The sequence below is a fragment of the Alphaproteobacteria bacterium US3C007 genome (assembly GCA_034423775.1).
Lineage (GTDB): Bacteria > Pseudomonadota > Alphaproteobacteria > Rhodobacterales > Rhodobacteraceae > Thalassovivens > Thalassovivens spotae.
Genome location: CP139918.1, coordinates 3,525,175 through 3,551,007, shown reverse-complemented (window position 1 = coordinate 3,551,007; position 25,833 = coordinate 3,525,175). Strand labels below are relative to the sequence as shown.

The 25,833-nt window shown below is 51.6% G+C and carries 16 protein-coding genes, 2 tRNA genes and 3 rRNA genes; 13 read left to right on the top strand and 8 right to left on the bottom strand.

Going from position 1 to position 25,833, the window contains the following annotated elements; all coding sequences use genetic code 11:
- Positions 1–32: 32 nt before the first annotated feature.
- Complete coding sequence (kynU, locus tag UM181_16980) at positions 33–1,229, bottom strand: kynureninase (protein ID WQC62968.1); 1,197 nt, start codon at positions 1,227–1,229, stop codon at positions 33–35.
- A 2-nt stretch (positions 1,230–1,231) separates the two neighbouring features.
- Positions 1,232–1,975, bottom strand: a complete 744-nt coding sequence (locus UM181_16975) for an SDR family NAD(P)-dependent oxidoreductase (protein ID WQC62967.1) — start codon at positions 1,973–1,975, stop codon at positions 1,232–1,234.
- Between the two features lie 543 nt (positions 1,976–2,518).
- On the opposite strand from UM181_16975, the gene UM181_16970 reads away from it, so the two are divergent.
- The 3 genes from UM181_16970 to UM181_16960 all read left to right on the top strand — a co-directional run bounded on the left by UM181_16970 (position 2,519) and on the right by UM181_16960 (position 6,989).
- Positions 2,519–4,090: a Re/Si-specific NAD(P)(+) transhydrogenase subunit alpha gene (locus tag UM181_16970; protein WQC62966.1), complete on the top strand. Its 1,572-nt coding sequence runs from the start codon at positions 2,519–2,521 to the stop codon at positions 4,088–4,090.
- Positions 4,091–4,103: 13 nt separating this feature from the next.
- Positions 4,104–5,537, top strand: coding sequence for an NAD(P)(+) transhydrogenase (Re/Si-specific) subunit beta (locus UM181_16965; GenBank protein ID WQC62965.1), 1,434 nt, complete (start codon positions 4,104–4,106; stop codon positions 5,535–5,537).
- A gap of 171 nt (positions 5,538–5,708) precedes the next feature.
- Entirely contained in the window at positions 5,709–6,989 is a 1,281-nt protein-coding gene (locus UM181_16960; GenBank protein ID WQC64791.1) for a DUF3422 domain-containing protein, read from the top strand.
- 64 nt (positions 6,990–7,053) lie between these two features.
- On the opposite strand, the gene UM181_16955 is transcribed toward UM181_16960, so the two are convergent.
- The 3 genes from UM181_16955 to UM181_16945 all read right to left on the bottom strand — a co-directional run bounded on the left by UM181_16955 (position 7,054) and on the right by UM181_16945 (position 10,740).
- Positions 7,054–7,965 (bottom strand): ABC transporter permease, encoded by a 912-nt coding sequence (locus UM181_16955; protein WQC62964.1) that lies wholly within the window; start codon positions 7,963–7,965, stop codon positions 7,054–7,056.
- Entirely contained in the window at positions 7,958–8,965 is a 1,008-nt protein-coding gene (locus UM181_16950; GenBank protein WQC62963.1) for an ABC transporter permease, read from the bottom strand. The genes UM181_16955 and UM181_16950 overlap by 8 nt, the downstream gene beginning before the upstream one ends.
- 74 nt (positions 8,966–9,039) lie before the next feature.
- Positions 9,040–10,740 carry a peptide ABC transporter substrate-binding protein gene (locus tag UM181_16945; protein ID WQC62962.1) on the bottom strand — a complete coding sequence of 567 codons (1,701 nt, stop codon included), beginning with the start codon at positions 10,738–10,740 and terminating at the stop codon, positions 9,040–9,042.
- Positions 10,741–11,003: 263 nt separating this feature from the next.
- On the opposite strand from UM181_16945, the gene UM181_16940 reads away from it, so the two are divergent.
- The 4 genes from UM181_16940 (at position 11,004) to UM181_16925 (ending at position 16,042) form a co-directional block, all read left to right on the top strand.
- A complete protein-coding gene (locus UM181_16940) occupies positions 11,004–12,833 on the top strand; it encodes an ABC transporter ATP-binding protein (GenBank protein WQC62961.1) in 1,830 nt (609 codons plus the stop codon).
- 3 nt (positions 12,834–12,836) lie between these two features.
- Positions 12,837–14,006: an acetylornithine deacetylase gene (gene argE, locus UM181_16935; GenBank protein WQC62960.1), complete on the top strand. Its 1,170-nt coding sequence runs from the start codon at positions 12,837–12,839 to the stop codon at positions 14,004–14,006.
- Positions 14,007–14,009: 3 nt separating this feature from the next.
- Positions 14,010–15,173: a M20 aminoacylase family protein gene (locus UM181_16930; protein WQC62959.1), complete on the top strand. Its 1,164-nt coding sequence runs from the start codon at positions 14,010–14,012 to the stop codon at positions 15,171–15,173.
- 68 nt (positions 15,174–15,241) lie between these two features.
- Positions 15,242–16,042 (top strand): glycosyl transferase, encoded by an 801-nt coding sequence (locus UM181_16925; GenBank protein WQC62958.1) that lies wholly within the window; start codon positions 15,242–15,244, stop codon positions 16,040–16,042.
- A 113-nt stretch (positions 16,043–16,155) separates the two neighbouring features.
- Here the strand turns inward: UM181_16925 and moaA are convergent, their stop codons facing one another.
- Positions 16,156–17,163 (bottom strand): GTP 3',8-cyclase MoaA, encoded by a 1,008-nt coding sequence (moaA, locus tag UM181_16920; protein WQC62957.1) that lies wholly within the window; start codon positions 17,161–17,163, stop codon positions 16,156–16,158.
- Between the two features lie 135 nt (positions 17,164–17,298).
- A complete protein-coding gene (locus tag UM181_16915; protein ID WQC62956.1) occupies positions 17,299–17,484 on the bottom strand; it encodes a hypothetical protein in 186 nt (61 codons plus the stop codon).
- A gap of 532 nt (positions 17,485–18,016) precedes the next feature.
- Here UM181_16915 and UM181_16910 point away from each other — a divergent pair.
- From UM181_16910 to rrf, 6 genes are all read left to right on the top strand, one after another.
- A complete protein-coding gene (locus UM181_16910) occupies positions 18,017–18,814 on the top strand; it encodes a hypothetical protein (GenBank protein WQC62955.1) in 798 nt (265 codons plus the stop codon).
- Between the two features lie 633 nt (positions 18,815–19,447).
- Positions 19,448–20,909 (top strand): 16S ribosomal RNA (locus tag UM181_16905).
- Between the two features lie 136 nt (positions 20,910–21,045).
- Positions 21,046–21,122: transfer RNA gene (locus tag UM181_16900), tRNA-Ile, on the top strand.
- Between the two features lie 32 nt (positions 21,123–21,154).
- Positions 21,155–21,230 (top strand) — tRNA-Ala (locus UM181_16895).
- A 387-nt stretch (positions 21,231–21,617) separates the two neighbouring features.
- A 23S ribosomal RNA gene (locus UM181_16890) occupies positions 21,618–24,449 on the top strand.
- Between the two features lie 79 nt (positions 24,450–24,528).
- A 5S ribosomal RNA gene (gene rrf, locus UM181_16885) occupies positions 24,529–24,643 on the top strand.
- Together the 16S, 23S and 5S rRNA genes with 2 tRNA genes alongside form the textbook arrangement of a ribosomal RNA operon.
- Before the next feature lie 674 nt (positions 24,644–25,317).
- On the opposite strand, the gene UM181_16880 is transcribed toward rrf, so the two are convergent.
- Positions 25,318–25,710, bottom strand: coding sequence for a DUF2147 domain-containing protein (locus UM181_16880; protein WQC62954.1), 393 nt, complete (start codon positions 25,708–25,710; stop codon positions 25,318–25,320).
- Between the last annotated feature and the right edge of the window lie 123 nt (positions 25,711–25,833).

Below are 25,833 nucleotides of genomic sequence, written 5' to 3'. Positions count from 1 at the left end.
ATCGGCCACGCTTTTAAGCTTGATTGGCCTCTTCAGGTTACGGCGGCGCGAATTTTATAGGCGTCAGCGTCCCACAGGCGGTTTTGCATTACATCGGCAATGATATCGGTGGCCGCTCTTACGTCTTGTTGATCGATGTAAAGCGGCGTGAATCCAAAGCGCATTGTGTCAGGCGCACGAAAATCCCCAATTACCCCGCGCTCGATCAGCGCTTGCATTGCGGCATAGCCTTCTTGAAAATGAAACGCCACTTGAGAGCCGCGTTTATTTGGATCCCGCGGAGAGCCCAATTTTAACATCGGGCATTTATTTTCAATTTCAGCAATGAACAATTGGCTGAGCGCAATAGACTGCGCCCGCAACTCGGCCATATCGACCATATCCCAAACATCAAGTGCGGCTTCGAGGCTGGCCAGCGCCAGAACCGGCGGCGTTCCCACCCGCATGCGGTCAATGCCGTTTCCTGGCTCATAGCCTTGCGCGAAGGCAAATGGCGCGGCATGGCCCAGCCAACCTGATAAGGTTGGTTCAATATTATCAATAAGATGCGGCGCTACATAGATAAAGCCGGGCGATCCTGGCCCGCCATTGAGGTATTTATAAGTACAGCCGACGGCAAAATCTGCTTTGGCTTTGGCAAGCTCTACTTCTATGGCGCCTGCAGAATGGGCAAGGTCCCAGATGCATAAGGCGCCGTTTTGATGCGCCGTTTCGGTAATACTGCACATATCATGCAGGCGGCCAGTACGATAATCGACTTGCGTGATCAGCGTCACAGCGACTTCTTCTGTGATGTGATTGTGCAGATCTTCGGGGGCAACAAGGCGCAACTCATGGCCTTGATTAAGCGCTTGGATCAACCCTTGCGCGATATAAAGATCGGATGGGAAATTTCCGCTATCAGACAAGATCACTTTGCGATCCGGGCGCAATTGCAGCGCAGCATCTAGCGCTTGATAGACTTTAATCGATAAGGTGTCTCCGACAACAACATGCCCGCTTTGTGCCCCAATCAGGCGCGCCAAACGGTCGCCAACCGCATTGGGTTGCGCCATCCAACCGGCTTTGTTCCAACCCGTGATCAACATCTGGCCCCATTCGGCCTTCATCACGGCCTCAACCCGCGCCGCCGCTGCTTTGGGCAGAGGCCCGAGGGAATTGCCATCAAGATAAAGAATGCCGTCGGGCAGGTCGAAGAGAGATTTGGTTTTTTGAAAAATATCGCTCACTTTTAGCCACCTGAAATTTCGATTGCCTGTCCGTTTACACTTCCTGAGGCAGAATTACAGAGCCAAATAGCCGTTTCTGCGATTTCATTAACCTCAATCAGCCGTTTATGGGGGTTGGCGCTGACCATCATTTCCAGCGCCTGCTCTTGGGTGAATCCGCGCTTTTGGATGGCTTCTAGGTTTTGATCGATAATCGGCGTTTGCACATAGCCGGGGCAGATCGCATTGAAGGTAATCGGCCCGCCCAAATGTTCAGCCGCATAAGAGCGGATCAAACCGATCACACCATGTTTGCTTGCCGCATAGGCGCCGCCCCCCTTCAAGCCGCGCAAGCCCGCGATCGAGGAAATCGCGATCACCCGCCCCCAATCTGTGCTTGTCATTGAAGACATCGCTTCGCGAATGGTGATGAAGGCGCCATCAAGATTGGTTGCCATTATTTTGCGCCACAACTCCATTTGTGTTTTTTGCAAGGTTCGTCCTTCTGCTATACCGGCATTCGCCACGCATATTTGCACGGGCCCGTGTTGTTTTACCGCGTTTGCGATCACCTCTTTTTGCGCGGCTTCATCGGTCACATCCATTTCTGCTGGAAATATGCCTTTGCCCGCAGCGGCCTGCAGCACGGCTTTGCGCCGCCCAGTGATCGTGACCTGCGCGCCCTGCGCGGCTAACTTTTGCGCGATCGCCAGCCCAATGCCGCTGCCCCCGCCGGTGATCAATGCGTGCTTTCCCTGCAAATTCATGGCGGTTATCCTTGCTCCTTCGGCCGTGCTCGTTGCCAATCTAGGCATTATTCCGGGTTAAGCCAAGCTGAGTGTGCATTTTACCTCTGCGGCAAACCGATCCTAGATCTGCTTTGTTCCGCCGCATCTGGGCCTAGGGGTTTCGGTTTGTTCTCACCGCAGAACATCGGATATGCCGCAATTATTTTTGCGCGATGAAACGGATTTTTATCGCTCGTTCCTTCGCGCTATTTTCGCCTTTTGGTTCAATTTATCGAAGGGAAGTGGCTGAAAACCTTATTTTCAGCGCTGTTACCGCTTTCAAAAGGAAGTTTTTGGACGGCTTAGCGCAGAAAAGCGCATTTTAGGGTAGACGTCAGGAAAACAGTCGGTAAACCAACGGCATCGCTTTCACGTGTTTCTGCTTCGGCTACTGGACGGTGCTTTTTGGGGCGCTACGTTTGGCTAGCCAGCCCAAATGCTTTTTGGCTTCACCGTGAAGGGCGCATCCTATGCTCGAAATATCTTCGAGCTTCAAAATAAAGAGTTAGAGGAGTGTGAGACGTGAAAATCGGAACACCCAAAGAGGTAAGCGCGGGCGAGGCCCGTGTAGCAATGACACCAGACAGCGCTTTGCAATTGCAAAAGCTTGGCTATGAATGCGTTGTTGAAAGCGGCGCCGGAGTGGCGGCGGGTTTTGCGGATGCGCTGTATCGAGAGGCCGGCGTTGAGGTGGTAAAAACGGCCGCAGCTTTATGGAAAGCCGCAGATATTATCACCAAAGTGCGCCCACCCAATGCAACCGAAGCGAAACGCTTGACCGATGAGAAGCTTTTGATTTCGTTTTTCTATCCGGCGCAAAATACCGAGCAGATGGAATTACTAGCAGGCAAAGGTGCCAGCGTAATTGCGATGGATATGGTGCCGCGTATCAGCCGGGCGCAAAAGATGGATGCGCTCAGCTCGATGGCGAATATCGCAGGATATCGCGCTGTGATCGAAGCGGGCAATAATTTTGGGCGCTTTTTTACGGGACAGATCACGGCTGCAGGCAAAGTTCCGCCGGCGAAAGTGCTGGTGGTTGGGGCCGGAGTGGCCGGACTTGCTGCCATTGGCACAGCAACATCATTGGGCGCGATAACCTACGCGTTTGACGTGCGCCCCGAAGTGGCAGAGCAGATCGAATCCATGGGTGCGGAATTTGTGTATCTTGATTTTGAAGAAGCTCAACAAGATGGTGCAGCGACGGGGGGCTATGCTGCGCCGTCAAGCCCAGAGTTTCGCGAAAAGCAGCTGGCTAAGTTTCGTGAATTGGCTCCGGATGTGGATATTGTGATCACCACCGCTTTAATTCCGGGGCGCGATGCGCCAAAATTATGGCTTGCCGATATGGTCGCTGCCATGAAACCGGGCTCTGTTGTGGTTGATCTGGCCGCTGAACGCGGTGGCAATTGTGATTTAACCGTCCCAGACGAAAAAATAGTGAGCGAGAACGGCGTAACGGTTGTGGGATATTCAGATTTCCCAAGCCGGATGGCGGCGCAATCTTCAACGCTTTATGCAACGAATATCCGCCATATGATGACGGATCTGACGCCGGAAAAAGACGGGCAGGTCAATCATAATATGGAAGATGACGTGATCCGTGGTGCCACGGTTGCGCATGAGGGCGCGGTAACGTTCCCACCGCCACCGCCAAAAGTGCAGGCGATCGCAGCAAAGCCAAAAGAAACGGTTCCGGAAAAAACACCCGAAGAACGCCGCGCCGAAGAGGCGGCTGCCTTTCAGCAGCAGACGAAGAACCAAGTCACTTTATTGGCTGTTGGTGGCGCATTGATGCTGCTTGTCGGGGCCTATGCACCGGCCAGTTTCATGCAGCATTTTATCGTGTTTGTGCTTTCAGTATTTGTGGGCTTTCAGGTAATTTGGAATGTCAGCCATTCGCTGCACACGCCGTTGATGGCGGTGACCAATGCCATTTCGTCGATTATTATTCTGGGGGCGGTGCTGCAGATTGGGTCTGGCAGTTTCTTGGTTATCCTCTTGGCTGCGATTTCGGTATTCTTTGCCGGAATTAATATCTTTGGCGGCTTTCTTGTAACACGGCGCATGCTTGCCATGTTCCAGAAATCTTAAGGAGGTCGTGATTATGGAATTGGGTTTTACGACTGCCGCTTACGTTGTTGCGGCTGTGCTTTTTATTCTGTCACTTGGCGGTCTATCTGGGCAGGAAAGCGCTAAGCGCGCCGTTTGGTATGGGATCGTGGGGATGGGCCTTGCCGTCCTCGCCACGTTGATTGGCCCAGGCGCTGGGCTTTGGTGGCTGTCTGCACTGTTGATCGCTGCGGGCGGTTTGATCGGGTATCAACTAGCGTCAAAAGTTGAAATGACGCAGATGCCCGAGCTGGTAGCTGGGATGCATGCTCTGGTTGGGCTTGCGGCCGTATTCGTGGGCTTTAACGCGCATTTCGAGCTGGTCAACGTAATGGCGATGGATGACGCTGCTAAAAAAACGCTTGATGGCTTCGCGGCGCTGCTGGCGAAGAAATCAGGCGTTGAAATCAATATCTTGCGCGTTGAAGCGTCTTTAGGGATCTGGATCGGGGCTGTGACCTTCACCGGATCGGTGATTGCTTATGGAAAATTAGCTGGCAAAGTGACCTCGGCGGCGACCAAACTTCCCGGCGGTCATGCGCTGAATGCCAGCGCTGCCTTGGCCTCGGTGATTTGTTTGATTTGGTATCTAAATTCCGGCGAGTTGCTGCCGCTTTTGATCCTAACGCTGATGGCGCTGTTTATCGGCTATCATTTGATCATGGGGATTGGCGGCGCGGATATGCCCGTGGTGGTGTCGATGCTGAATTCCTATTCGGGTTGGGCGGCTGCAGCGATCGGGTTTAGCCTTGGTAATGATTTGCTAATCGTGGTCGGGGCACTGGTCGGCTCATCCGGTGCAATCCTGTCTTATATCATGTGTAAGGCGATGAACCGTTCATTCGTTAGCGTTATTTTGGGCGGCTTTGGTGGTACATCTGGTCCCCAGATGGAAGTCGAGGGTGAGCAAGTGGCGATCGAGGCAGATGGCGTGGCCGCCGCTTTGGAAGAGGCCGATAGCGTTATTATCATTCCAGGTTACGGGATGGCTGTTGCGCAAGCCCAACAGGCGGTGAGCGAGCTGACAAAACGGTTGATTGCCAAAGGCAAAACGGTGCGGTTCGCGATTCACCCCGTTGCTGGGCGGCTTCCTGGCCATATGAATGTTTTGCTCGCCGAGGCCAAAGTGCCCTATGACATCGTTTTGGAAATGGATGAGATTAACGAAGATTTTCCGGAAACAGATGTGTCTATTGTGATTGGTTCAAATGATATTGTGAACCCAGCGGCGCAAGATGACCCGAACAGCCCGATTGCCGGTATGCCGGTGCTGGAATGTTGGAAGTCAAAGCAGGTTTTCGTGTCTAAGCGTGGCCAGGGTACGGGCTATTCGGGCATTGAAAATCCGCTTTTCTTTAAAGAAAATACGCGGATGTTTTATGGTGATGCAAAAGCGTCTCTTGATAAACTTCTTGGGATGATCGATTAACCCGTCTGGGCAGTGATTTTGGAAAAGGCCCCTGCCACAGGTGCAGGGGCCTTTTTTTTGTTCGATGCCTGCGTTCACCAAGGCGCTTTGAGGTCGCTGTAGGCTTTGCCTTCTTTGAAAACTGATATACATCCCGCCTACAGCACCGTTTCATCTATCCATGAGGGCCGCATGTCTGCTATCCAAGATCACCCGTTGCGTTATGAGCTGGCCAATGAACTGCACGCGCGTCCGTTTCCATCTTTAGACGCGCCGGGTCGTGTGGCCTATCTTGCCTTCACGCAAAATACTGAGGGCGGGGACCACAGCCGCTTAAACGCCCGCGACCAATTGATCGCGTTGTTAGACCGCTTTGGTGAAACCCATCCGCAACCCGATGCAACGCATTATTTTGGCGCTTTGGGCCGGCATCAGCTTAAATGGGAGCAACATACTGAGTTTGTCACCTATAGCTTGTTCAGCACCGGCGGTGCCGAGCGCCCGTTTGATCCGGCCGAATTTGAAGCTTTCCCCGAGGACTGGCTGCAATCGGTAACTGCCGAACGCATCACGTCGATCAATTTACGCGTTGAAACGCGGATTTCAGATGATGAGATCAGCCAATCACTAGCCGAGTGGTTTGTGCCCGAAAGCCTAACGGTCAGCGAAGTTTTGGATAAATCGGCCGTGGTGGCGGGTGATTTTCGTGTAGATGCATCGGGCCATCAGCGTTTTGCGTTATTTGTCGCAGCCGAAACGGGGCCCAGGCGCATAGGCCGCGTTATCCAGCGGATTTGCGAGATCGAAACCTATAAAAGCATGTCGATGTTGGGGTTCTCAACGGCGCGCAGCATATCGCCGCGCATGGCGCAGATTGATGCAGAGCTCAGCGAATTGATGGCTGATATGACTCAGGCACAAAAATCCCCCGAACGCACATTGGACGCGTTGTTGAAAATTTCCGCTGAATTGGAAAACTTATCAGCGCAAGTTGCGTTTCGCTTTGGCGCCACGGGCGCTTATGAGGCGATTGTCAATCAACGTATCCAAGTGTTGCGCGAAGAGCGCTTTACGGGCCGGCAGACGTTTGGCGAATTTATGATGCGGCGATATGATCCAGCGATGCGCACGGTTAAAGCCTCTGAGCGGCGACTGTCAGCGATGGCGGATCGCGCGATGCGGGCGGGGAATTTATTGCGGACCCGCGTAGATGTTGAACGGTCTGCTCAAAACCAATCGCTCTTGGAAAGTATGAATGCGCGCGCCGATCTTCAGTTGCGTTTGCAAAAAACGGTTGAGGGTTTATCGGTGGTGGCGATCAGCTATTATGCCGTGTCTTTGGCCGGATATTTGATGTCACCCTTAGCAAGCCCACTTGCGATCAGCGCAAATTCGTTGAAGGCCACCGTCACGCTGCCGGTGGTGCTGCTGGTTTGGTGGGCCATTCGGCGCATCCGCAAGCGCATTGAGTAGCTAAGCTAGTTGGCATTTTTTAACTGTGAGAGGCTTGCCCCTGTGATAAGGGGCAGGGATGCGGTTATCTTTCACGGCTTCTGGGATCTAATGCATCGCGCAAGCCATCGCCCAGGTAATTGACGCTCAAAACGGTTAGCGAGATCGCCAAGCCGGGCCATATTGCGCGGCCGGGATAAAGCTGTAGATATTCGACTCCATCGTTCAAAAGGCGGCCCCATGTGGGGAAATCGGGGGGAAACCCTAGTCCAAGAAAAGAAAGCGCGCTTTCGGTGATGATCGCGTTGGCGATGCCCAGCGTGGCAGATACCATTATTGGTGAAAAAACATTCGGTAGAATATGGCGCAGAATCAAGGCGGCATCGCCCAATCCAACCGAGCGCGCGGCCAAAATAAATTCGCGCTCTTTGATGGCCAACACATCGGCCCGGACAATGCGCGCGGTTGGCATCCAACTGGTTATACCGATCGCAAAAACGATCAAAATAAACATGCCACGTTCCGGCCCAAAGCTTTGGCTCAGCAGATCGCGAAACAGCAGCATCATAACCAGCAATAAGGGCAGCAATGGCAGCGAGAGAAACATATCGGTCATGCGCATCAATAGCCCATCAAGCCGTTTGTAAAACCCCGCCAAAACGCCAATTAAACTGCCCAAAAAAAGGGATAAAATCATGGCGGTTAAGCCCACAGAAATAGATGTCTGCCCCCCCGCAATCAGCCGCGCGAACGTATCACGGCCCAATTGGTCTGTGCCCAATGGATGCGCCCAGCTGGCACCTTGATTGCGCGCGCGAATATCGATCGTATTGGCTTCAAGATGCCAAAATAATGGCCCAAGCATAACGAGTGCAACAATTAAGATGAATAAGACGCCGCCAAACAACGCGCCTTTATGATGCCTAAACTGCGCCCAGATATCGGCCCATTTGCCATGGGATTGGGTGAAGGCTGTTTGCTCTATGGGCTCAGTCATAGCGAATCCTCGGGTCTAAAACCCCGTAAATCAAGTCTGCAAGCAGATTGAAAAAAATGATTAGAATGGTGAAAATAAACACCAGCGTCTGCACGGTTGGAAGATCATTGGCGTAAATCGCAAGAATAAGCTGTTGGCCGATTCCGTTCACTTTAAAAACCTGTTCGGTGATAATCGCACCGCCGAAAATTGAGGGCACGTTCAAAGCGATCACCGTAACGACCGGGATCATTGAATTACGCAGCACATGCACCATCACCACGGTCCATTCATTCAAGCCTTTCGCCCGTGCGGTGCGTACATAATCTTGATTTAAGTTATCCAGAACTGAGGCCCGCATAAAGCGGCTGAGCTGGGCTGTTGTTTGCAAGGCCAGCACCATAACTGGCAAGACCATTTGTTTAAGCTGAATAATAAAGCTGTCCCAACTGACCACCTCATGCAACGTGTTATAGGTAGAGGGCAACCAGCCCAATTGCACGGCGAATAAAACGATCACCGCGACGCCGCTGAAAAATGGCGGAACTGAATAACCGATCATCGCTACGAAAGTACCAACTTGATCAAAAACGGAATATTGGCGATAGGCAGAATAAATGCCGATTGGCAGCGCGATCAAAATACCCACCAGATAGGCCATACCTACCACCCAAAGCGTTTGCGGAAGCCGCTGAACCACCACATCCATTACGGGGCTGCGGGTTTGCCAGCTGATGACGCGTAGATCGTCTTTTGAAAATTGTGTGTTGAACAGATGGTCGATGAGCACTTGCGGTTCAATCCAGAAAAATTGCACCAACCACTTGAAATATTGAACATGCAGAGGTTGCCCCAAGCCAAGCGCTTCGCGCATTTTCTGTTTCACTTCTGGGGGAACCGTTAAGGGCACCTGCGCCATCGGGTCATTGGGCGCCAAGTTCAGCAACAAAAATACGATGAGCGAAATGAATAAAAGCGTCGGTATGGCGATTGCCAGCCGCCGCATCGCAAAAGTAAACATTTAAAAACCTTTTACTTCGGTAAATTATACCGTGATCTGCGCCGCGATGACCGCGGCACAGACCTGTGCTGCTATTACTTAATGCGATACCAATCGGCAATATTCCAAAGCTCGGAATCCCAGGTGTTCAGGATCACCCCACCTAAAGAATTCGCATGTGCAGACACGCGGCCACGATGGACCAAGGGCACGATCGTATAGCTGTCTTTGGTGAGCATATTGTTCAATGCGATACCGATTTCTCCGCGCCGGGCTAAATCACCGGTTTTGGTCAATTCGGCGTAAAGCGCGTCATAGGCTGGATCGCAAAAGCGGTTGATATTCTCACCTTGCCATTGCGATTCTGGGCGTGGCTCTGTGCCACACAGATATTGCGCCAGATAGGATTGTGGGTCTGTGCCGCTAAAGGTATTCGCGTACATTTCCACATCCGCATAGAATTTCTGGAACGTATCCGGTGAGCCGGGGTCGCCGCCGAAAAACACCGAGGCATTCAAATTGCGCAATTCGGTTTCCACGCCGATTTGGCCCCACCATTCTTTGATTAAGGCTTGGAAATCTTGGCGCACCGCATTGGTTGAGGTTTGATAGAGAATGGACAAACGCATGCCGTCTTTGCTGCGGATCCCGTCGCCACCTGTAACCCAACCGCTTGCATCAAGCAGCGCATTGGCGCCTGCGATATCTTGTGCCACGCAATAATCATTTTTGGCTGCATATAAATCCGGCGCGGGCACCAGATCACAGGTTACTTTGCCGGCCTTGCCATAACCGATTTCTACCAATAAGGGGCGGTCAATCGCCATGGAAAGGGCTTTGCGTACGTTGATATCTGATAAAAACGGATGTGGCGCTTTGCGGGTAGAGCGCGTATCGGCATCCAGCTCGGGCGAAGGATCGGTAAGGTTCATCTCGATCCGTTCGACCAAAGGCCCAAAACCAGCAATCGCTTTGCCTTTACCGGCGCTTTCCATATTCGCGATCACTTCGGGCGCCAGTTGCAGATTCCAAGCGTAATCAAATTCGCCGGTTTCCAGCACGGAGCGTCCGGCGGCGCTGGCATCTCCGCCACCCTTAAATGTAACGGTCGCAAAGGCTGGCTTTGCGGGATCACGATAGTGATCATTTGCCTTCATTTGAATCACATCATTGGGTCGAAAATCGGTTACAACAAAGGGCCCGGTGCCAATCGGGTAGAAATTTTGATCGGTGCATTCGGGGGCTTTGGCGCCCATACAATTTTCAAATTGGGCTTTTTGAATGATCGGGGCTGTATAGCCCATAAAAGGCCCGTAGGGGTTGGGTTTTGGCGCGTCAAAATTTACCGTGACCGTAAGGTCATCTACAATATCTACGCTGGAAACCCCCGCAAAATAGGATAACGAGGCGCAGCCCATATCTGGGTGCAAGCAATAATCAGCTGAAAACTTAACATCTTCGGAGGTCACAGCGCTGCCATCAGACCATAACAGCCCAGGTTTCAGCTTCCACGTGATCGAGGTTAGATCGGCGCTGACACCGCCATTGCCAACCGTCGGAATTTCTTCGGCGAGATAGGCCACCAAAGCGCCCGTATTGTCATAGCGGCCTAAAGGTTCAACGACCAATGAAGAGGATTCCAAATCTTTTGTGCCGCCGGTCAGGTAGGGGTTTAAAATCGAGGGGGCTTGCCAATAAATTATGCTGACATTTCCATCGCCTCCGCGATCAGCAAAGCTTGGCGAAGACAGTCCAAGCGCCGACAAGGCCAGTATTACCAGTGAATGTGTTTGCATTTTACTATTCCTTAATGGTTGGTGGGGAGCAACATTCCCCTCTCTTACTTCACATAGAAACGCAGCGGCGTTTACGCGTCGCGCATTCGCTCTACTCAAATAAAAGACCCAAATGGTATTGGTCATTGGGTTTCGTATGAGCATGGAAACATAGTTTTCGCGAAAAGCAATGTTTTTTAGAAATTTGACCGGTTTATTATGATTGATTTGACAAGCGGCAAAGGGTGCCGCTAGCGTGGACCAGCCGTAAAAGAGTGTTTTTAATGTTAGATGATGCCGTGCAGCCGATTGCTGAGTTTCAGAACTTAAGGGTGACTTTTCAGACCAAAGCTGGCGAAGTTATTGGGGTTGAGGACCTTTCTTTTCAAATCAATCCAGGCGAAACCGTCTGCGTGGTTGGAGAATCCGGCTCAGGAAAATCAGTTTCCGCGCTCTCTATGATGCGGTTGGTGGAATTTGGAGGCGGAGCGCTTGCTGGCGGCCAATTGCGGCTTAGGCCTGAAAAAGGCGGGCAGTTCGATGTGGTGAACGCTCAGCCTGCCACAATGCGCAAAGTGCGCGGCAACGATATAGGCATGATTTTTCAAGAGCCAATGACGGCGCTTAACCCTGTGTTCACGATTGAGCGGCAATTGGTGGAAGGGTTGAAGCTGCATCTTCAGTTGGGGCAGGGGGCTGCCCGCGCGCGCGCGCTCGAGTTGATGAAGCAAGTGCGTATTCCCGAACCCGAGCGGCGCTTGAAACAATATCCGCATGAACTTTCTGGCGGAATGCGCCAGCGCGTGGTGATTGCCATGGCGCTTGCCTGCAGGCCCCGCTTGTTGATTGCGGATGAACCGACAACGGCGCTGGATGTTACCATTCAAGCAGAGATTTTATCGCTGATTGATCGACTGAAGCAGGAAACCGGTGCGGCGGTTATGTTTATCACGCATGATATGGCGGTGGTTGCCCAGATGGCGGACCGGGTCGTGGTGATGTATCGTGGGCGCAAAGTGGAAGAAGGTCCGGTTGACCAAATTTTTCAAGCGCCCCAGCATGAATATACCAAAGCGCTGCTTGCAGCGGTGCCAAGATTGGGCGATATGCGCGGCACATCTTATCCGCAGCCGCTGCCGCTTTTGGGTGCGAAAGCGCAAGCGGTGGAGCCAATTATTGGCAGCGATGCACCTCTGTTAAAAGTGAAAAATTTGGTGACGCGGTTCGATGTGTCGGGTGGATTTTTTCGCCGCACGGTGGCGAGGGTTCACGCCGTAGAAGATGTTTCATTCACGCTTCAAAAGGGTCGTACCTTATCTTTGGTAGGCGAATCAGGGTGCGGCAAATCAACCGTTGGGCGTTCTTTGTTGCGCTTGGTTGAGCCGCATTCCGGGGAAGTTGAGATTGATGGTGAGATTTTAGGCGATATGAGCGCTGCCGATTTGCGCCGCGCGCGCGCCAAAATGCAAATGGTGTTTCAGGATCCCTTTGCCTCGCTCAATCCGCAAATGACGCTGATGGCGCAGGTTGCAGAGCCTTTGCGCAGTTTTGGCACGCATAAAGGGGCTGCGCTTCAAAACCGGGTGTCCGAGCTGTTCGATCAGGTTGAATTGCCCCGCAGCTTTTTAGGACGGTATCCGCATGAGCTATCCGGGGGGCAACGTCAACGCGTGGCGATTGCCCGCGCCTTAGCGTTGAATCCACAGCTGATTGTGGCGGATGAAGCCGTCAGTGCGCTGGATGTGTCTGTGCAAGCGCAGGTTTTAAACCTGATGATGGGGCTGCAGGCTAATCTGGGCCTTTCGTTTCTATTCATTAGCCATGATATGGCGGTTGTTGAACGGGTAAGCCATGATGTGGCGGTGATGTATTTGGGGCGCATTGTTGAAATCGGACCGCGCCAAAAAGTATTTGAAACCCCGCAACACCCTTACACGAAAGCCTTGATGAAAGCGGTTCCGATCGCAGATCCTGCTAAAAAACAACTGGATCGTGATTTGCAATTCAAGGCGATTCCCTCGCCTATTCATGCCTTAGACTACATCCCTGAACCCTCAGTTTACACAGAAATCACGCGCGATCATTTCGTGCTGCAAACCCATTGTGGATATTAAAAAATGACGTCTCAGAGATTATCGCCTTTTGATATTATGTGCCATTTGGTTGCCTTTCCAACAGTAAGCAAAGACAGTAATCTACCCCTGATTGACTGGGTTGAAACATATTTAAAAAGCCATCACATCACTCCCCATCGATGCTATAATGGCGAAAAGGACAAAGCTGCCCTTTTTGCGCATGTCGGGCCTGAAACCGCGGGTGGGGTTGTGTTATCAGGACATAGCGATGTGGTGCCCGTTGCGGGGCAGCTTTGGGAACAAGATCCTTGGACGGTGCTGAAGAAAGACAACCGATATTACGGGCGTGGCACCTGTGATATGAAAGGATTTGTGGCCTTGGCGATTTGGGCGCTTGTCGAGGCGCGCTATGCAGACTTGCAAAAACCTTTGCAGCTTGCGCTCAGCTATGATGAAGAAGTTGGCTGTTTGGGCGCCCCTTCAATGATTGAGGCGATGCGCGCAAGCTTACCCTTTGCCGAGCGGGTGATCGTTGGAGAACCTTCGATGATGCAAACGGTCACGGGGCATAAGGGCGGGATCGGGTTTGAAACGCATGTAAGCGGGTTTGAAGTACATTCTTCTTTGATTGATCAAGGCGTTAGCGCAATTATGTCGGGGGCGAAGCTGATCGATTGGGCAAATGATGTGAATTCTGAGAATAGGGCCAAATCTGCCAGCGAAATCGCTCTGATGTTTGATCCCCCCTATACCACAGCCCATGTGGGAATGATTTCGGGGGGAACCGCGCATAATATTACTGCGAAGGATTGTTGGTTTAGCATGGATTTTCGGGTTGTTGCAGATGAACAGGAAGCGGATTGGACGGCAAAATACAAAGCCACTGCGCGGGCGCTCGAAGCCGAAATGCAGGCAACGCGCCCCGAAGCGGCGATCAGTTTAAAGCAACGGTTTTATGTTCCGGCGCTTCGCCCCGAACCGACTGCTTTGGCTGAAACTTTGGCGCGGCAACTCACGGGCGATAATGAAACGCATGTTGTTTCCTATGGCACCGAGGCGGGGCAATTCCAACAAGCAGGGTATTCTGCGGTCATTTGCGGACCGGGCGATATTGCGCAAGCCCATCAGCCCAACGAATATATCGAGATTGCGCAATTTGACAAAGGCCATCAGTTCATGCGGGACCTTTTGAATATGCTGGAAAAAGGATAGAATATGCCCTTTAAAAATGCTGTCGCTGAGTTGCAGCCAGAAATCGCAGCTTGGCGCCAAGCGCTTCATTCTGACCCCGAATTGCTGTTTGAAACGCACCGAACAGCAGCGTTTGTCGCGCAAAAGCTGCGCGAGTTTGGGGTTGATGAGGTTGTCACAGGTTTGGGGCGCACTGGGGTGGTTGGTGTGATCCGCGGTGCCAGACAAACCTCGGGCCGGGTGATAGGGTTGCGCGCGGATATGGACGCGCTGCCCATTCAAGAAGAGACGGGCCTTGACTATGCGAGCAAAACCGCAGGCGCTATGCATGCGTGCGGGCATGATGGGCATACGGCGATGTTGCTGGGGGCTGCAAAATACCTCGCCGAGACGCGGAATTTTGACGGCACTGCAGTGGTGATTTTTCAGCCCGCAGAAGAAGGCGGCGGTGGTGGCCGAGAAATGTGCGAAGATGGGTTGATGGAGCGTTTTGGGATCCAACAGGTCTATGGCATGCATAATTGGCCGCAAATGCCGACCGGAGAATTCGCCATTCGCTCTGGTGCTTTTTTTGCAGCTACGGATATGTTCGAACTGACCATTAAGGGCCGGGGCGGGCATGCGGCCAAGCCCAATATCACGGTGGATCCCACTTTGGTGGCCAGCCATGTTGTTTTGGCGCTGCAATCCATCGTCAGCCGCAATGCGGATCCGGTTGGGCAACTGGTTGTGTCGGTCACCTCTTTTGAAACATCCTCAACGGCGTTTAACGTTATTCCACAAGACGTACGGTTGCGCGGCACTGTTCGAAGCTTGGCCGCCCCGCTCCAAGATTTGGCCGAAGAGCGGATTGGCGATATTGCAAGGGGAACCGCGGCCGCTTATGGCGCCGAGGCAGAATTGCAATATAAACGCAGCTATCCCGTGATGGCTAATCATGAGGTCGAAACCGAATTTGCAGCCGATATGGCACGCCGAGTTTCCGGGGATTGCGCTCCGGCCGATTTGGTCATGGGAGGCGAGGATTTTTCGTTCATGCTGAATGAGAGACCAGGGGCCTATATCTTGATTGGCAATGGTGACAGCGCGCCGGTGCATCATCCTGAATATAACTTCAATGATGAGGCGATTACAGCCGGATGCAGCTGGTGGGTTGAACTGATCGAGCAGGGTATGCCCGCGGTATAAGTTTAAATCAGCCTTTTCTTCAAAGACCAAAGGCGCTACCAGCACGAAAGCGCAAAAAAGGATAACGGATGGCCGTTGCAAATATCGTTTGTATTAAATGGGGTACGCTCTTCGGCCCTGAATATGTGAACCGGCTCTATTCTGGCGTCAGGCGCAATCTTGATGCGGATATTCGCTTTTTGTGCATGACAGAAAACAGCGCTGGTTTTCATCCTGATATCGAAGTGTTAGACTTGCCGAATGAGCCGTTTTTAGAGCCGATGAACGCGGCATTGGCTGTTGCCAACCGGCAAGGCGCGATGCGCAAAACCTCTTTGTTCAAGCCGGGGTTAATCCGTGATCTTGAGGGCCCCATTTTAGGTTTCGACCTTGATGTTGTTGTCACCGGGTCCTTGAATGAAATTTGGCAAATGCCGGCCGATAAAATTGCCATGCGCCATGATTGGATCGAGGCGCGCAAAGGCCGCCCAACCGGGCATGGCTCGGTTTTTCGATTTGATCCCGCCCGACATGGATATCTATACGAGGATTTGGCGAAAAATCCCTATGCAGAGGTTGAAAAAGCGCGAGGTTCTGAGCAGCGCTATACCTCTCATAAGGCGATGGATAATGATGATTTTGCCTATATCCCAAATGAGCTTGTTCTGAGCTTCAAACATGATTGTTTGGATCTGCCGCCGATGAATTACTTGCGCCAGCCCCGTTTGCCGCAAAATGCCCGCGTTGTCTGCTTTCATGGCCGCCCGAAAATGCCCGAAGTTTTGGCAGGATATCGCGGATCACTGCTGCGCTGGTCTTTGGCATGTGATTGGTTGCAAGAGCATTGGGTTGAGCGCTCTAAAAAAGATTTAGGCGCAGAGTTCGGCTGAAATTATTCTGAGCCATACGGTGAAACAGACCAGTTTCATCACGCATTAATACATCCTCTTGCGCATTGCGAACAAACGCTAAAATATTGTTTCTAATGCTTTAAGTATAATTCTTATCCGCCAGTATGGCTCATGTGGCGGGTCATCTGTCCGGTGATTTCTTGGCGTGAATAATCAAAATCATGGCCCTTTGGTTTACGCCCTATGGCAGAGTGAATGGCGCGAATTAAAGGGCCATTATCGCTAGGATCAGCGCGCAATGGCGCCCTTAGATCCGCGTTATCCTCTTGACCCAAACACATGAACAGCTCCCCTGTGCAGGTCAGTCTGACGCGGTTGCAACTTTCACAAAAATTATGCGTTAATGGTGTGATGAATCCAATTCTTTGCCCTGTCTGGCGCAATTCAACATAGCGGGCTGGTCCTCCGGTGCGCTCGGGCAAGTCGATCAAATCATAGTTTTGCGATAGCTCTTGGCGCAAATCACTCAGCGCCCAATACTGGCCAACTCTGTCGGTTTCCCCCAAATCTCCCATGGGCATCACTTCGATCCATGTCAGGTCGATATCGCGCTGCGCGCACCAATCCGTGATGCTGAATAATTCTTCCTGATTAAAGCCTTTCAGCGCCACTGCGTTGATCTTAACGCGCATTCCGACGCGCTGGGCTGCATCAATTCCGCGCAACACTTGCGGCAACCGCCCCCAACGGGTGACCTTCGCAAATTTTTCGTCGTTTAACGTATCGAGTGAAACGTTTACGCGCCTGACGCCAGCGCCGTAGAGATCTTGTGCAAAGCGCTCTAATTGCGAGCCATTGGTTGTAAGCGTCAGCTCTTTTAACGCCCCGCTGTCCAGATGGCGGGACATGGCGTTGAAGAAAGACATGATATTTCTTCGCACCAAAGGTTCCCCGCCGGTGATGCGCAATTTCTCGACGCCAAGCGCCACAAATGTTGAGCATAAGCGATCCAGCTCTTCCAAGGTAAGCAGCTTTGCCTTGGGCAGGAATTTCATATTTTCGGACATGCAATAGACGCAGCGAAAATCGCAGCGATCGGTCACCGACACCCGCAGGTAATTTATGGCGCGGGCAAAAGGGTCAATTAAAGGCTCTAACATAGACCAACGTTACGCAGTTCGTATGAAGGCCGCAAGTGCGTGAGACTGACGCAAGCTTACTATGGCGTTTGTCGCCTCTTCACTTACCAGACAACGCGCGCATCAGACTGCGCTTTGGGGCGCATAAATGTCTGGTTACGCAGCGCTCAGCCATTTCAAATTGTCGATGGATCGAACGCTGCTGACAATATGCGCGGATGAGAAGGCGCGTAATGTTTGATCTTCAGCATCCTGTGCATTCGAGGCATATACAATCTGATCTGTGGTCTCTTCAAATTGGCAATTCACAAAAGACACTAAAAAGGGGGCTTTTTGCGCCATTGATTCTTTTTCCTCCACTAAGCAGGAGGTTCAGGTAAATCTAATTGTGACTCAATCAAATTTAATTTTTTCTAACGCTGTTAAAGTTTAGCCAAACCGCAAAGCTGATTTGCTGCTAAGCGTTGCGGAACAAGATGTCTGCTTAACGTCACCTTTGGCCAATGCCACGTTTGGCATGAACAAGGCGGTTGGGCGATCAGTAATACAGTCGAAGGCGCCCTTGGTTACAACTTGCCCTTTAAGCTTGCACTTCTGAGCCATCCGCAGCCGATAGAGTGAGGGTGGCGTTATTTTGAAAGCAGAGCGGCAGGTTTTGGCATGTCTTTACCTTTTTCATGGGCAACACTGGGAATGCGCGCGCGGGCACTGCAGACGCGTTTAAACCGCACAGGGCTGCACGCGTGTTACAACGCTAATAGACGGCTAAATTGAGGCAAATTTTAAGTTTGTTTTGCTCGCCCAAGAAAAGGAAACAGTATACCCTAAGCGAGTTTTGAAAAAGTTATTTCCGAAGCTTTTTATAGGTAACATAATGGTAAGCGTTACCGCGATGACCCTCGCCTCCTGCGGCGGTGGCAGTGGCGGCGCAGCGTTGCCTACCGGCACCAGCCCGCCGGATATAGGCCCCGTTTATGATGATCCCAAGATCCTTGCGCTTGAGAGGTTTCAAGATGGCGATCAGCTGGTGTTGTTCTCATCAACAGATGGAACACAAACCTATCTGGGCTTGGTGCAGGGGGCTAAATTGGCCACCGCGCTGGGCCAGCAGCAAGGCTCTGATCTGGTGCCCTCTATGACGCCCGGGCAGCCCGGGCGTTTTAGCGACCAGATAAAATTAACCCTTCACGATGGGGCGTTATTGGAGCTGGTTCGAAGCGGGGTTCTGTTTGAAAACGGGTTTGCTGCTCAAACCTCTGCATCTCTTGGCACTGCGGGTCGTGGATATTTTGTGGCCGGGTCAACTGCAACGCGTCTTCCTTCGGGTGTGATGACCTATAAGGGCGATGTGCAGGTTTCGGCTGTTGAAGCGCGAAATCAGGTGCAAAATGGTGTGTTCGAACTGAATGTAAATTTTGATGAGCCGCGCAATGCGGGAACATTGGTTGGCCAAACTCGGGATTTTATCATTGCGGCACCGAAAATCAGTTTCGATGCAGATGGGTCTGGCTACAGAGCCGATACTGCAGCGATCGGGCGGATCGGCGATGAGCAACCGGCCGTACTTTATGGCCGCTTTTTTGGCGAGCAGGCTTTGGCAACGGGCGGCGTTGTCTTTTCGGATCAAGAAAAGCCCCAGGGTTACTTTGCGCGATTTGTCGGGAATCGGTAATCGCTAATCGTTTGGCAAACCAGGCAAGATGAAACGGATTGAAGAAAATCGGCGTTCTTATTTTATCAAATTCAAATAGTTTGAGGCGTAAATAAAAAGATTTAGTGGGTCCATAACGCAGATAAGCCATATCTAGTGGGCGTTTCGCGTCGGCTCTGGCTGTCTGGAATTGCCCATCATTCCATGAAAGTAAAAAAAGATATAAATAGTTATCGAAAGGGGGTTGCGGATGTTATCTGTTGCTTCTAAAAGCGCCTTCACCGAGGGCGTTACGGCGTTTAAGGTGGTCTTGCTGGATTGAAGATTTGGTGGGAACTTAGAGAATTCTGAGGATATATTGGGCGGGTTGCGCGATTTGAGAGGATGGCGTGATCTGTTAATTTGTCTTCGACGTTATTTGACATTGATAGAAAACTGAAGAGATATGTGGGCAGTTTGGTTCATTTCGATGGATCTGCCTATCATATCGCGCCACTAGGGTTTTTAATCCGATGATGTGGTGTCAGCTTCACTGTTTGTCGGCTTTCGGTATCTTTTGGTACCTTGAGCACAGATAAACAGAAGATGAATAATTTGAACAATTATTCGATGTGCATAGGTTCGAACGTCAAGGACAAGCTGGTAACAGCTTTTCAACTTGAGAGTTTGATCCTGGCTCAGAACGAACGCTGGCGGCAGGCCTAACACATGCAAGTCGAGCGCACCTTCGGGTGAGCGGCGGACGGGTTAGTAACGCGTGGGAACGTACCCTTTTCTACGGAATAGCCTTTGGAAACGAAGAGTAATACCGTATACGCCCTTTGGGGGAAAGATTTATCGGAGAAGGATCGGCCCGCGTTAGATTAGATAGTTGGTGGGGTAACGGCCTACCAAGTCTACGATCTATAGCTGGTTTTAGAGGATGATCAGCAACACTGGGACTGAGACACGGCCCAGACTCCTACGGGAGGCAGCAGTGGGGAATCTTAGACAATGGGCGCAAGCCTGATCTAGCCATGCCGCGTGAGTGATGAAGGCCTTAGGGTCGTAAAGCTCTTTCGCCTGTGATGATAATGACAGTAGCAGGTAAAGAAACCCCGGCTAACTCCGTGCCAGCAGCCGCGGTAATACGGAGGGGGTTAGCGTTGTTCGGAATTACTGGGCGTAAAGCGCACGTAGGCGGATTGGAAAGTTGGGGGTGAAATCCCGGGGCTCAACCCCGGAACTGCCTCCAAAACTATCAGTCTAGAGTTCGAGAGAGGTGAGTGGAATTCCAAGTGTAGAGGTGAAATTCGTAGATATTTGGAGGAACACCAGTGGCGAAGGCGGCTCACTGGCTCGATACTGACGCTGAGGTGCGAAAGTGTGGGGAGCAAACAGGATTAGATACCCTGGTAGTCCACACCGTAAACGATGAATGCCAGTCGTCGGGCAGTATACTGTTCGGTGACACACCTAACGGATTAAGCATTCCGCCTGGGGAGTACGGTCGCAAGATTAAAACTCAAAGGAATTGACGGGGGCCCGCACAAGCGGTGGAGCATGTGGTTTAATTCGAAGCAACGCGCAGAACCTTACCAACCCTTGACATACTCGTCGTCGCTCCAGAGATGGAGCTTTCAGTTCGGCTGGACGAGATACAGGTGCTGCATGGCTGTCGTCAGCTCGTGTCGTGAGATGTTCGGTTAAGTCCGGCAACGAGCGCAACCCACATCCCTAGTTGCCAGCAGTTCGGCTGGGCACTCTATGGAAACTGCCCGTGATAAGCGGGAGGAAGGTGTGGATGACGTCAAGTCCTCATGGCCCTTACGGGTTGGGCTACACACGTGCTACAATGGCAGTGACAATGGGTTAATCCCAAAAAACTGTCTCAGTTCGGATTGGGGTCTGCAACTCGACCCCATGAAGTCGGAATCGCTAGTAATCGCGTAACAGCATGACGCGGTGAATACGTTCCCGGGCCTTGTACACACCGCCCGTCACACCATGGGAGTTGGTTCTACCCGACGACGCTGCGCTAACCTTCGGGGGGCAGGCGGCCACGGTAGGATCAGCGACTGGGGTGAAGTCGTAACAAGGTAGCCCTAGGGGAACCTGGGGCTGGATCACCTCCTTTCTAAGGATGTTTCTAGCAACTTAAGCTTGCTTTTGTTCGTGAAACACTTAGCAGATTGGCAAACAAAGCCGATCATATATCGAACCGGACTGTCCTCATATCTCTTCAGTATACATCAGACCTACCGGTCTGTACTGGGTCGGTAGCTCAGGTGGTTAGAGCGCACGCCTGATAAGCGTGAGGTCGGAGGTTCAAGTCCTCCTCGACCCACCATTAACGCGTCTATTTTAGGATATGGCGTGTAGGGGGCCTTAGCTCAGATGGGAGAGCGCCTGATTTGCATTCAGGAGGTCAGCGGTTCGATCCCGCTAGGCTCCACCATATAACAAGTTTTGATCAGATCGCGAAGCACAATGGTTTGTGTTTCGCCGTCCGATTGGACGCATTGACATCGTTTAGAGAGATACAAATATCAACATTGTTTGATCGCCCGAAGTAGCGGGATGATCTCAATTTGGTGAAGCAAGTTTAGGCTTGTGGAGAGCTTTTGGATCCACCCTTTTCCTCGGGTGCCCTTAAGTATGCTGGGTTGAAACGAACATGTTGTCCAAGTCAAGTACACTAACCCGAGCAGCAGTAATGTTGCTCAACAGTTCAAACACACCGACATGTGTTTGAGCGGGAAAGTATGACTTTTGACCGGAAGATGAGATGCCTGGTGAACCAGCTTGGCATCATTCAGACGCAAGTCTGACTTTTTCTGGATCAAATCAAGCGCGAAAAGGGCGTTTGGTGGATGCCTTGGCAGTAAGAGGCGATGAAAGACGTGATACTCTGCGATAAGCCATGGGGAGCTGAGAATAAGCTTTGATCCATGGATTTCTGAATGGGGCAACCCACCTGAATGTTTGTTATTGTTACCCTTTTGGGTGTCAATAATGAGCATAAACAGGTACTTATTACCTGAATACATAGGGTTTTAAGAGCAAACCCGGGGAACTGAAACATCTAAGTACCCGGAGGAAAGGAAATCAATTAGAGACTCTGTTAGTAGCGGCGAGCGAACGCGGACCAGCCAAGCCTGATAAGTGACCAGAATGACCTGGAAAGGTCAGCCATAGTGGGTGACAGCCCCGTATGGGAAGCTTTGAAGGATGTATTAAGTAGGGCGGGACACGTGAAATCCTGTTTGAAGATCGGGGGACCACCCCCGAAGGCTAAGTACTCCTTACTGACCGATAGCGAACCAGTACCGTGAGGGAAAGGTGAAAAGCACCCCGACGAGGGGAGTGAAACAGTACCTGAAACCGAACGCCTACAATCAGTTGGAGCATCCTTGCGATGTGACAGCGTACCTTTTGTATAATGGGTCATCGACTTGGTCTATCTAGCAAGCTTAAGCCGTTAGGTGTAGGCGCAGCGAAAGCGAGTCTTAATAGGGCGCATGAGTTAGATGGATCAGACCCGAAACCGAGTGATCTAGGCATGGCCAGGTTGAAGATACGGTAACACGTATTGGAGGACCGAACCCACATCCGTTGAAAAGGATCGGGATGAGCTGTGCCTAGGGGTGAAAGGCCAATCAAACTCGGAGATAGCTGGTTCTCCGCGAAATCTATTTAGGTAGAGCGTCATCCGAATACCCCGGGGGGTAGAGCACTGGATGGGTAATGGGGCCCCACAGGCTTACTGATCCTAACCAAACTCCGAATACCCGGGAGTACTAGATGGCAGACACACGGCGGATGCTAACGTCCGTCGTGGAGAGGGAAACAACCCTGACCGACAGTTAAGGCCCCCAATTCATGGCTAAGTGGGAAAGCAGGTGGGACGACCAAAACAACCAGGAGGTTGGCTTAGAAGCAGCCATCCTTTAAAGATAGCGTAACAGCTCACTGGTCTAAATAAGTTGTCCTGCGGCGAAGATGTAACGGGGCTCAAGCCATGAGCCGAAACTTCGGATGCATTTAATGCATGGTAGCGGAGCGTAGTGTGACATAGTTTCCTGTCTCTTTTGATCCCTTTGGGGTCATGGGAGACGCGAAGCTTTCTGTGAAGCCGGGCTGTAAGGCATCCGGTGGAGAGATCACTAGTGAGAATGATGACATGAGTAGCGACAAAGAGTGTGAGAGACACTCTCGCCGAAAGTCCAAGGGTTCCTGCTTAAAGCTAATCTGAGCAGGGTAAGCCGACCCCTAAGTCGAGGCCGAAGGGCGTAGACGATGGGAACCAGGTTAATATTCCTGGGCCAGGAGATGGTGACGGATTGTGAAGGTTGTTCCTCCTTATTGGATTGGAGGGGCCGCTGATCAGTCCCTGGAAATAGCCCTCCATAAGATCGTACCCTAAACCGACACAGGTGGACTGGTAGAGAATACCAAGGCGCTTGAGAGAACTACATTGAAGGAACTCGGCAAAATACCTCCGTAAGTTCGCGAGAAGGAGGCCCAGTTTCTACGCAAGTATTGGCTGGGGGCACAAACCAGGGGGTGGCGACTGTTTACTAAAAACACAGGGCTCTGCGAAGTCGCAAGACGACGTATAGGGTCTGACGCCTGCCCGGTGCCTGAAGGTTAAAAGGAGGGGTGAGAGCTCCGAATTGAAGCCCAGGTAAACGGCGGCCGTAACTATAACGGTCCTAAGGTAGCGAAATTCCTTGTCGGGTAAGTTCCGACCTGCACGAATGGCGTAACGACTTCCCCGCTGTCTCCAATGTAGACTCAGCGAAATTGAATTGCCTGTCAAGATGCAGGCTTCCCGCGGTTAGACGGAAAGACCCCGTGCACCTTTACTACAGCTTCGCACTGGCATCAGAATTGTGATGTGCAGGATAGGTGGTGGGCTTTGAAACCGGAACGCCAGTTTCGGTGGAGCCTCCCTTGAGATACCACCCTTCGCACTTTTGATGTCTAACCGCGGTCCGTTATCCGGATCCGGGACCCTGCGTGGCGGGTAGTTTGACTGGGGCGGTCGCCTCCTAAAGAGTAACGGAGGCGCGCGAAGGTTGGCTCAGAGCGGTCGGAAATCGCTCGTTGAGTGCAATGGCAGAAGCCAGCCTGACTGCGAGACTGACAAGTCGAGCAGAGTCGAAAGACGGCCATAGTGATCCGGTGGTCCCGAGTGGAAGGGCCATCGCTCAACGGATAAAAGGTACGCCGGGGATAACAGGCTGATACTGCCCAAGAGTCCATATCGACGGCAGTGTTTGGCACCTCGATGTCGGCTCATCTCATCCTGGGGCTGGAGCAGGTCCCAAGGGTACGGCTGTTCGCCGTTTAAAGAGGTACGTGAGCTGGGTTTAGAACGTCGTGAGACAGTTCGGTCCCTATCTGCCGTGGGTGTAGGATACTTGAGAGGAGTTGCCCCTAGTACGAGAGGACCGGGGTGAACGATCCACTGGTGGACCTGTTGTTGCGCCAGCAGCAGTGCAGGGTAGCTATGATCGGACAGGATAACCGCTGAAGGCATCTAAGCGGGAAGCCCCCCTCAAAACAAGGTATCCCTGAGAGCCGTGGAAGACCACCACGTCGATAGGCCGGAGATGTAAGCGCAGTAATGCGTTCAGTTGACCGGTACTAATGGCTCGATAGGCTTGATTTGATCCAGTAATAGTCAGATATTACTCACATCAAAAAGCATACACACATACATGCTTGACTTGGATTTGGTATTTCCTCGGTTTGGTGGCCATAGCACGAGCAAAACACCCGGCTCCATTCCGAACCCGGCCGTTAAGTGCCGTTGCGCTGATGGTACTGCGTCTTAAGGCGTGGGAGAGTAAGTCACCGCCAAACCTAGAAAATACCAAATCCGCGTATCTCTCAAAACGATCACAATACTTACCCCAAATTACACCCTGCCCAACGCGTAAGATAAATCTGCATGCGCGAGTGCTAGAACAGGCGTTTAAATCGTACTCATAAGAGCGATAAACATGCATGGCCTCGCACACAGAACCCCAACGCAAACCCACAAAAAGCACCCCTATAAAACAAATAAAACCCGCCCAGCCGCCAGCTGCTCTCGTGATCCCACGCCAAAACCCCTCACAGCGCTAAAAATAAACAACCACAACGCGTGGTGAGTGTTGCCAGAGCGACCCTCCACGGCGCAGACATAATGCAAAACAGCCTTCCAGAAACGCTCTTATATAGGAATAAAGACTTCGCATCCCAGAGGCGAAATAAATACCTTTTAGACAAACCGCGCTGACAATAATACAAAATACAAAGCTTTTGGACAAGGTTAAGCCTAAAGCCAGATCGGCGTATTCTCACAAGCCGATCGAAGGGTTCTTTTATGGATAGCAGGCATAGCCAAATTTCGTGACATTCTTATTGCCTAGATATTTGAAAGGAAAACCCATTGGGATCATCCAATCAACGCCGTTCTGCGACGGTATAATCAAATTGTATTTTACGAATAAATTTAAATCATAAGTTTACACAGGTCTATGCAGAGGCTTGCTTTATTTAACGCGTGTCCATGTCCCGCCATCGCGGCAGATAAACAGCACGCATCCTGACACTTTCAACGCATCCCCTTCTAGAACGAGTTTAGAGGAATATGTTTTGTCGCGATCGGGCGAGTAAATTTTGCCATTGCCATATTTTCCGTCGCCTTGGTTTTGCATGTCCCAGATCAATGTACGGCCAATATTTTCACTGTCTCGTTTTTTCCCATCTGCTCCATAGCTTTGAACCAAAACACCGCATAGGGAAGTTTCGCAGGCCGATATTTCAACATGGCCGAAATTGCCATTGTCATCGGCGACGGTTTGCCATTTTCCAACCAGCGGATCCGCTGCGATAGAGCTGGCTAGAAATGTGGTGAGAAGGGTGGCGGTGCCGAATACGTTCATGAGGATCTCGCTTCTATATCGGATAAATTGTCAAAATTATATAACCTTATGGAAACAGTCGCAGATTGGCGTTCTAAAAGCAACGCTGCGCTGAATCCAAGATTAAGGGTTGAAATGGCCCTT

Excerpts from the sequence above, each read along its gene's own strand:
- UM181_16975 (WQC62967.1), bottom strand. The coding sequence starts at position 1,975 with ATGAATTTGCAGGGAAAGCACGCATTGATCACCGGCGGGGGCAGCGGC.
- UM181_16965 (WQC62965.1), top strand. The coding sequence starts at position 4,104 with ATGGAATTGGGTTTTACGACTGCCGCTTACGTTGTTGCGGCTGTGCTT.
- UM181_16960 (WQC64791.1), top strand. The coding sequence starts at position 5,709 with ATGTCTGCTATCCAAGATCACCCGTTGCGTTATGAGCTGGCCAATGAA.
- UM181_16955 (WQC62964.1), bottom strand. The coding sequence starts at position 7,965 with ATGACTGAGCCCATAGAGCAAACAGCCTTCACCCAATCCCATGGCAAA.
- UM181_16950 (WQC62963.1), bottom strand. The coding sequence starts at position 8,965 with ATGTTTACTTTTGCGATGCGGCGGCTGGCAATCGCCATACCGACGCTT.
- UM181_16945 (WQC62962.1), bottom strand. The coding sequence starts at position 10,740 with ATGCAAACACATTCACTGGTAATACTGGCCTTGTCGGCGCTTGGACTG.
- UM181_16940 (WQC62961.1), top strand. The coding sequence starts at position 11,004 with ATGTTAGATGATGCCGTGCAGCCGATTGCTGAGTTTCAGAACTTAAGG.
- argE (WQC62960.1), top strand. The coding sequence starts at position 12,837 with ATGACGTCTCAGAGATTATCGCCTTTTGATATTATGTGCCATTTGGTT.
- UM181_16930 (WQC62959.1), top strand. The coding sequence starts at position 14,010 with ATGCCCTTTAAAAATGCTGTCGCTGAGTTGCAGCCAGAAATCGCAGCT.
- UM181_16925 (WQC62958.1), top strand. The coding sequence starts at position 15,242 with ATGGCCGTTGCAAATATCGTTTGTATTAAATGGGGTACGCTCTTCGGC.
- moaA (WQC62957.1), bottom strand. The coding sequence starts at position 17,163 with ATGTTAGAGCCTTTAATTGACCCTTTTGCCCGCGCCATAAATTACCTG.
- UM181_16915 (WQC62956.1), bottom strand. The coding sequence starts at position 17,484 with ATGGCGCAAAAAGCCCCCTTTTTAGTGTCTTTTGTGAATTGCCAATTT.
- UM181_16910 (WQC62955.1), top strand. The coding sequence starts at position 18,017 with ATGGTAAGCGTTACCGCGATGACCCTCGCCTCCTGCGGCGGTGGCAGT.
- UM181_16880 (WQC62954.1), bottom strand. The coding sequence starts at position 25,710 with ATGAACGTATTCGGCACCGCCACCCTTCTCACCACATTTCTAGCCAGC.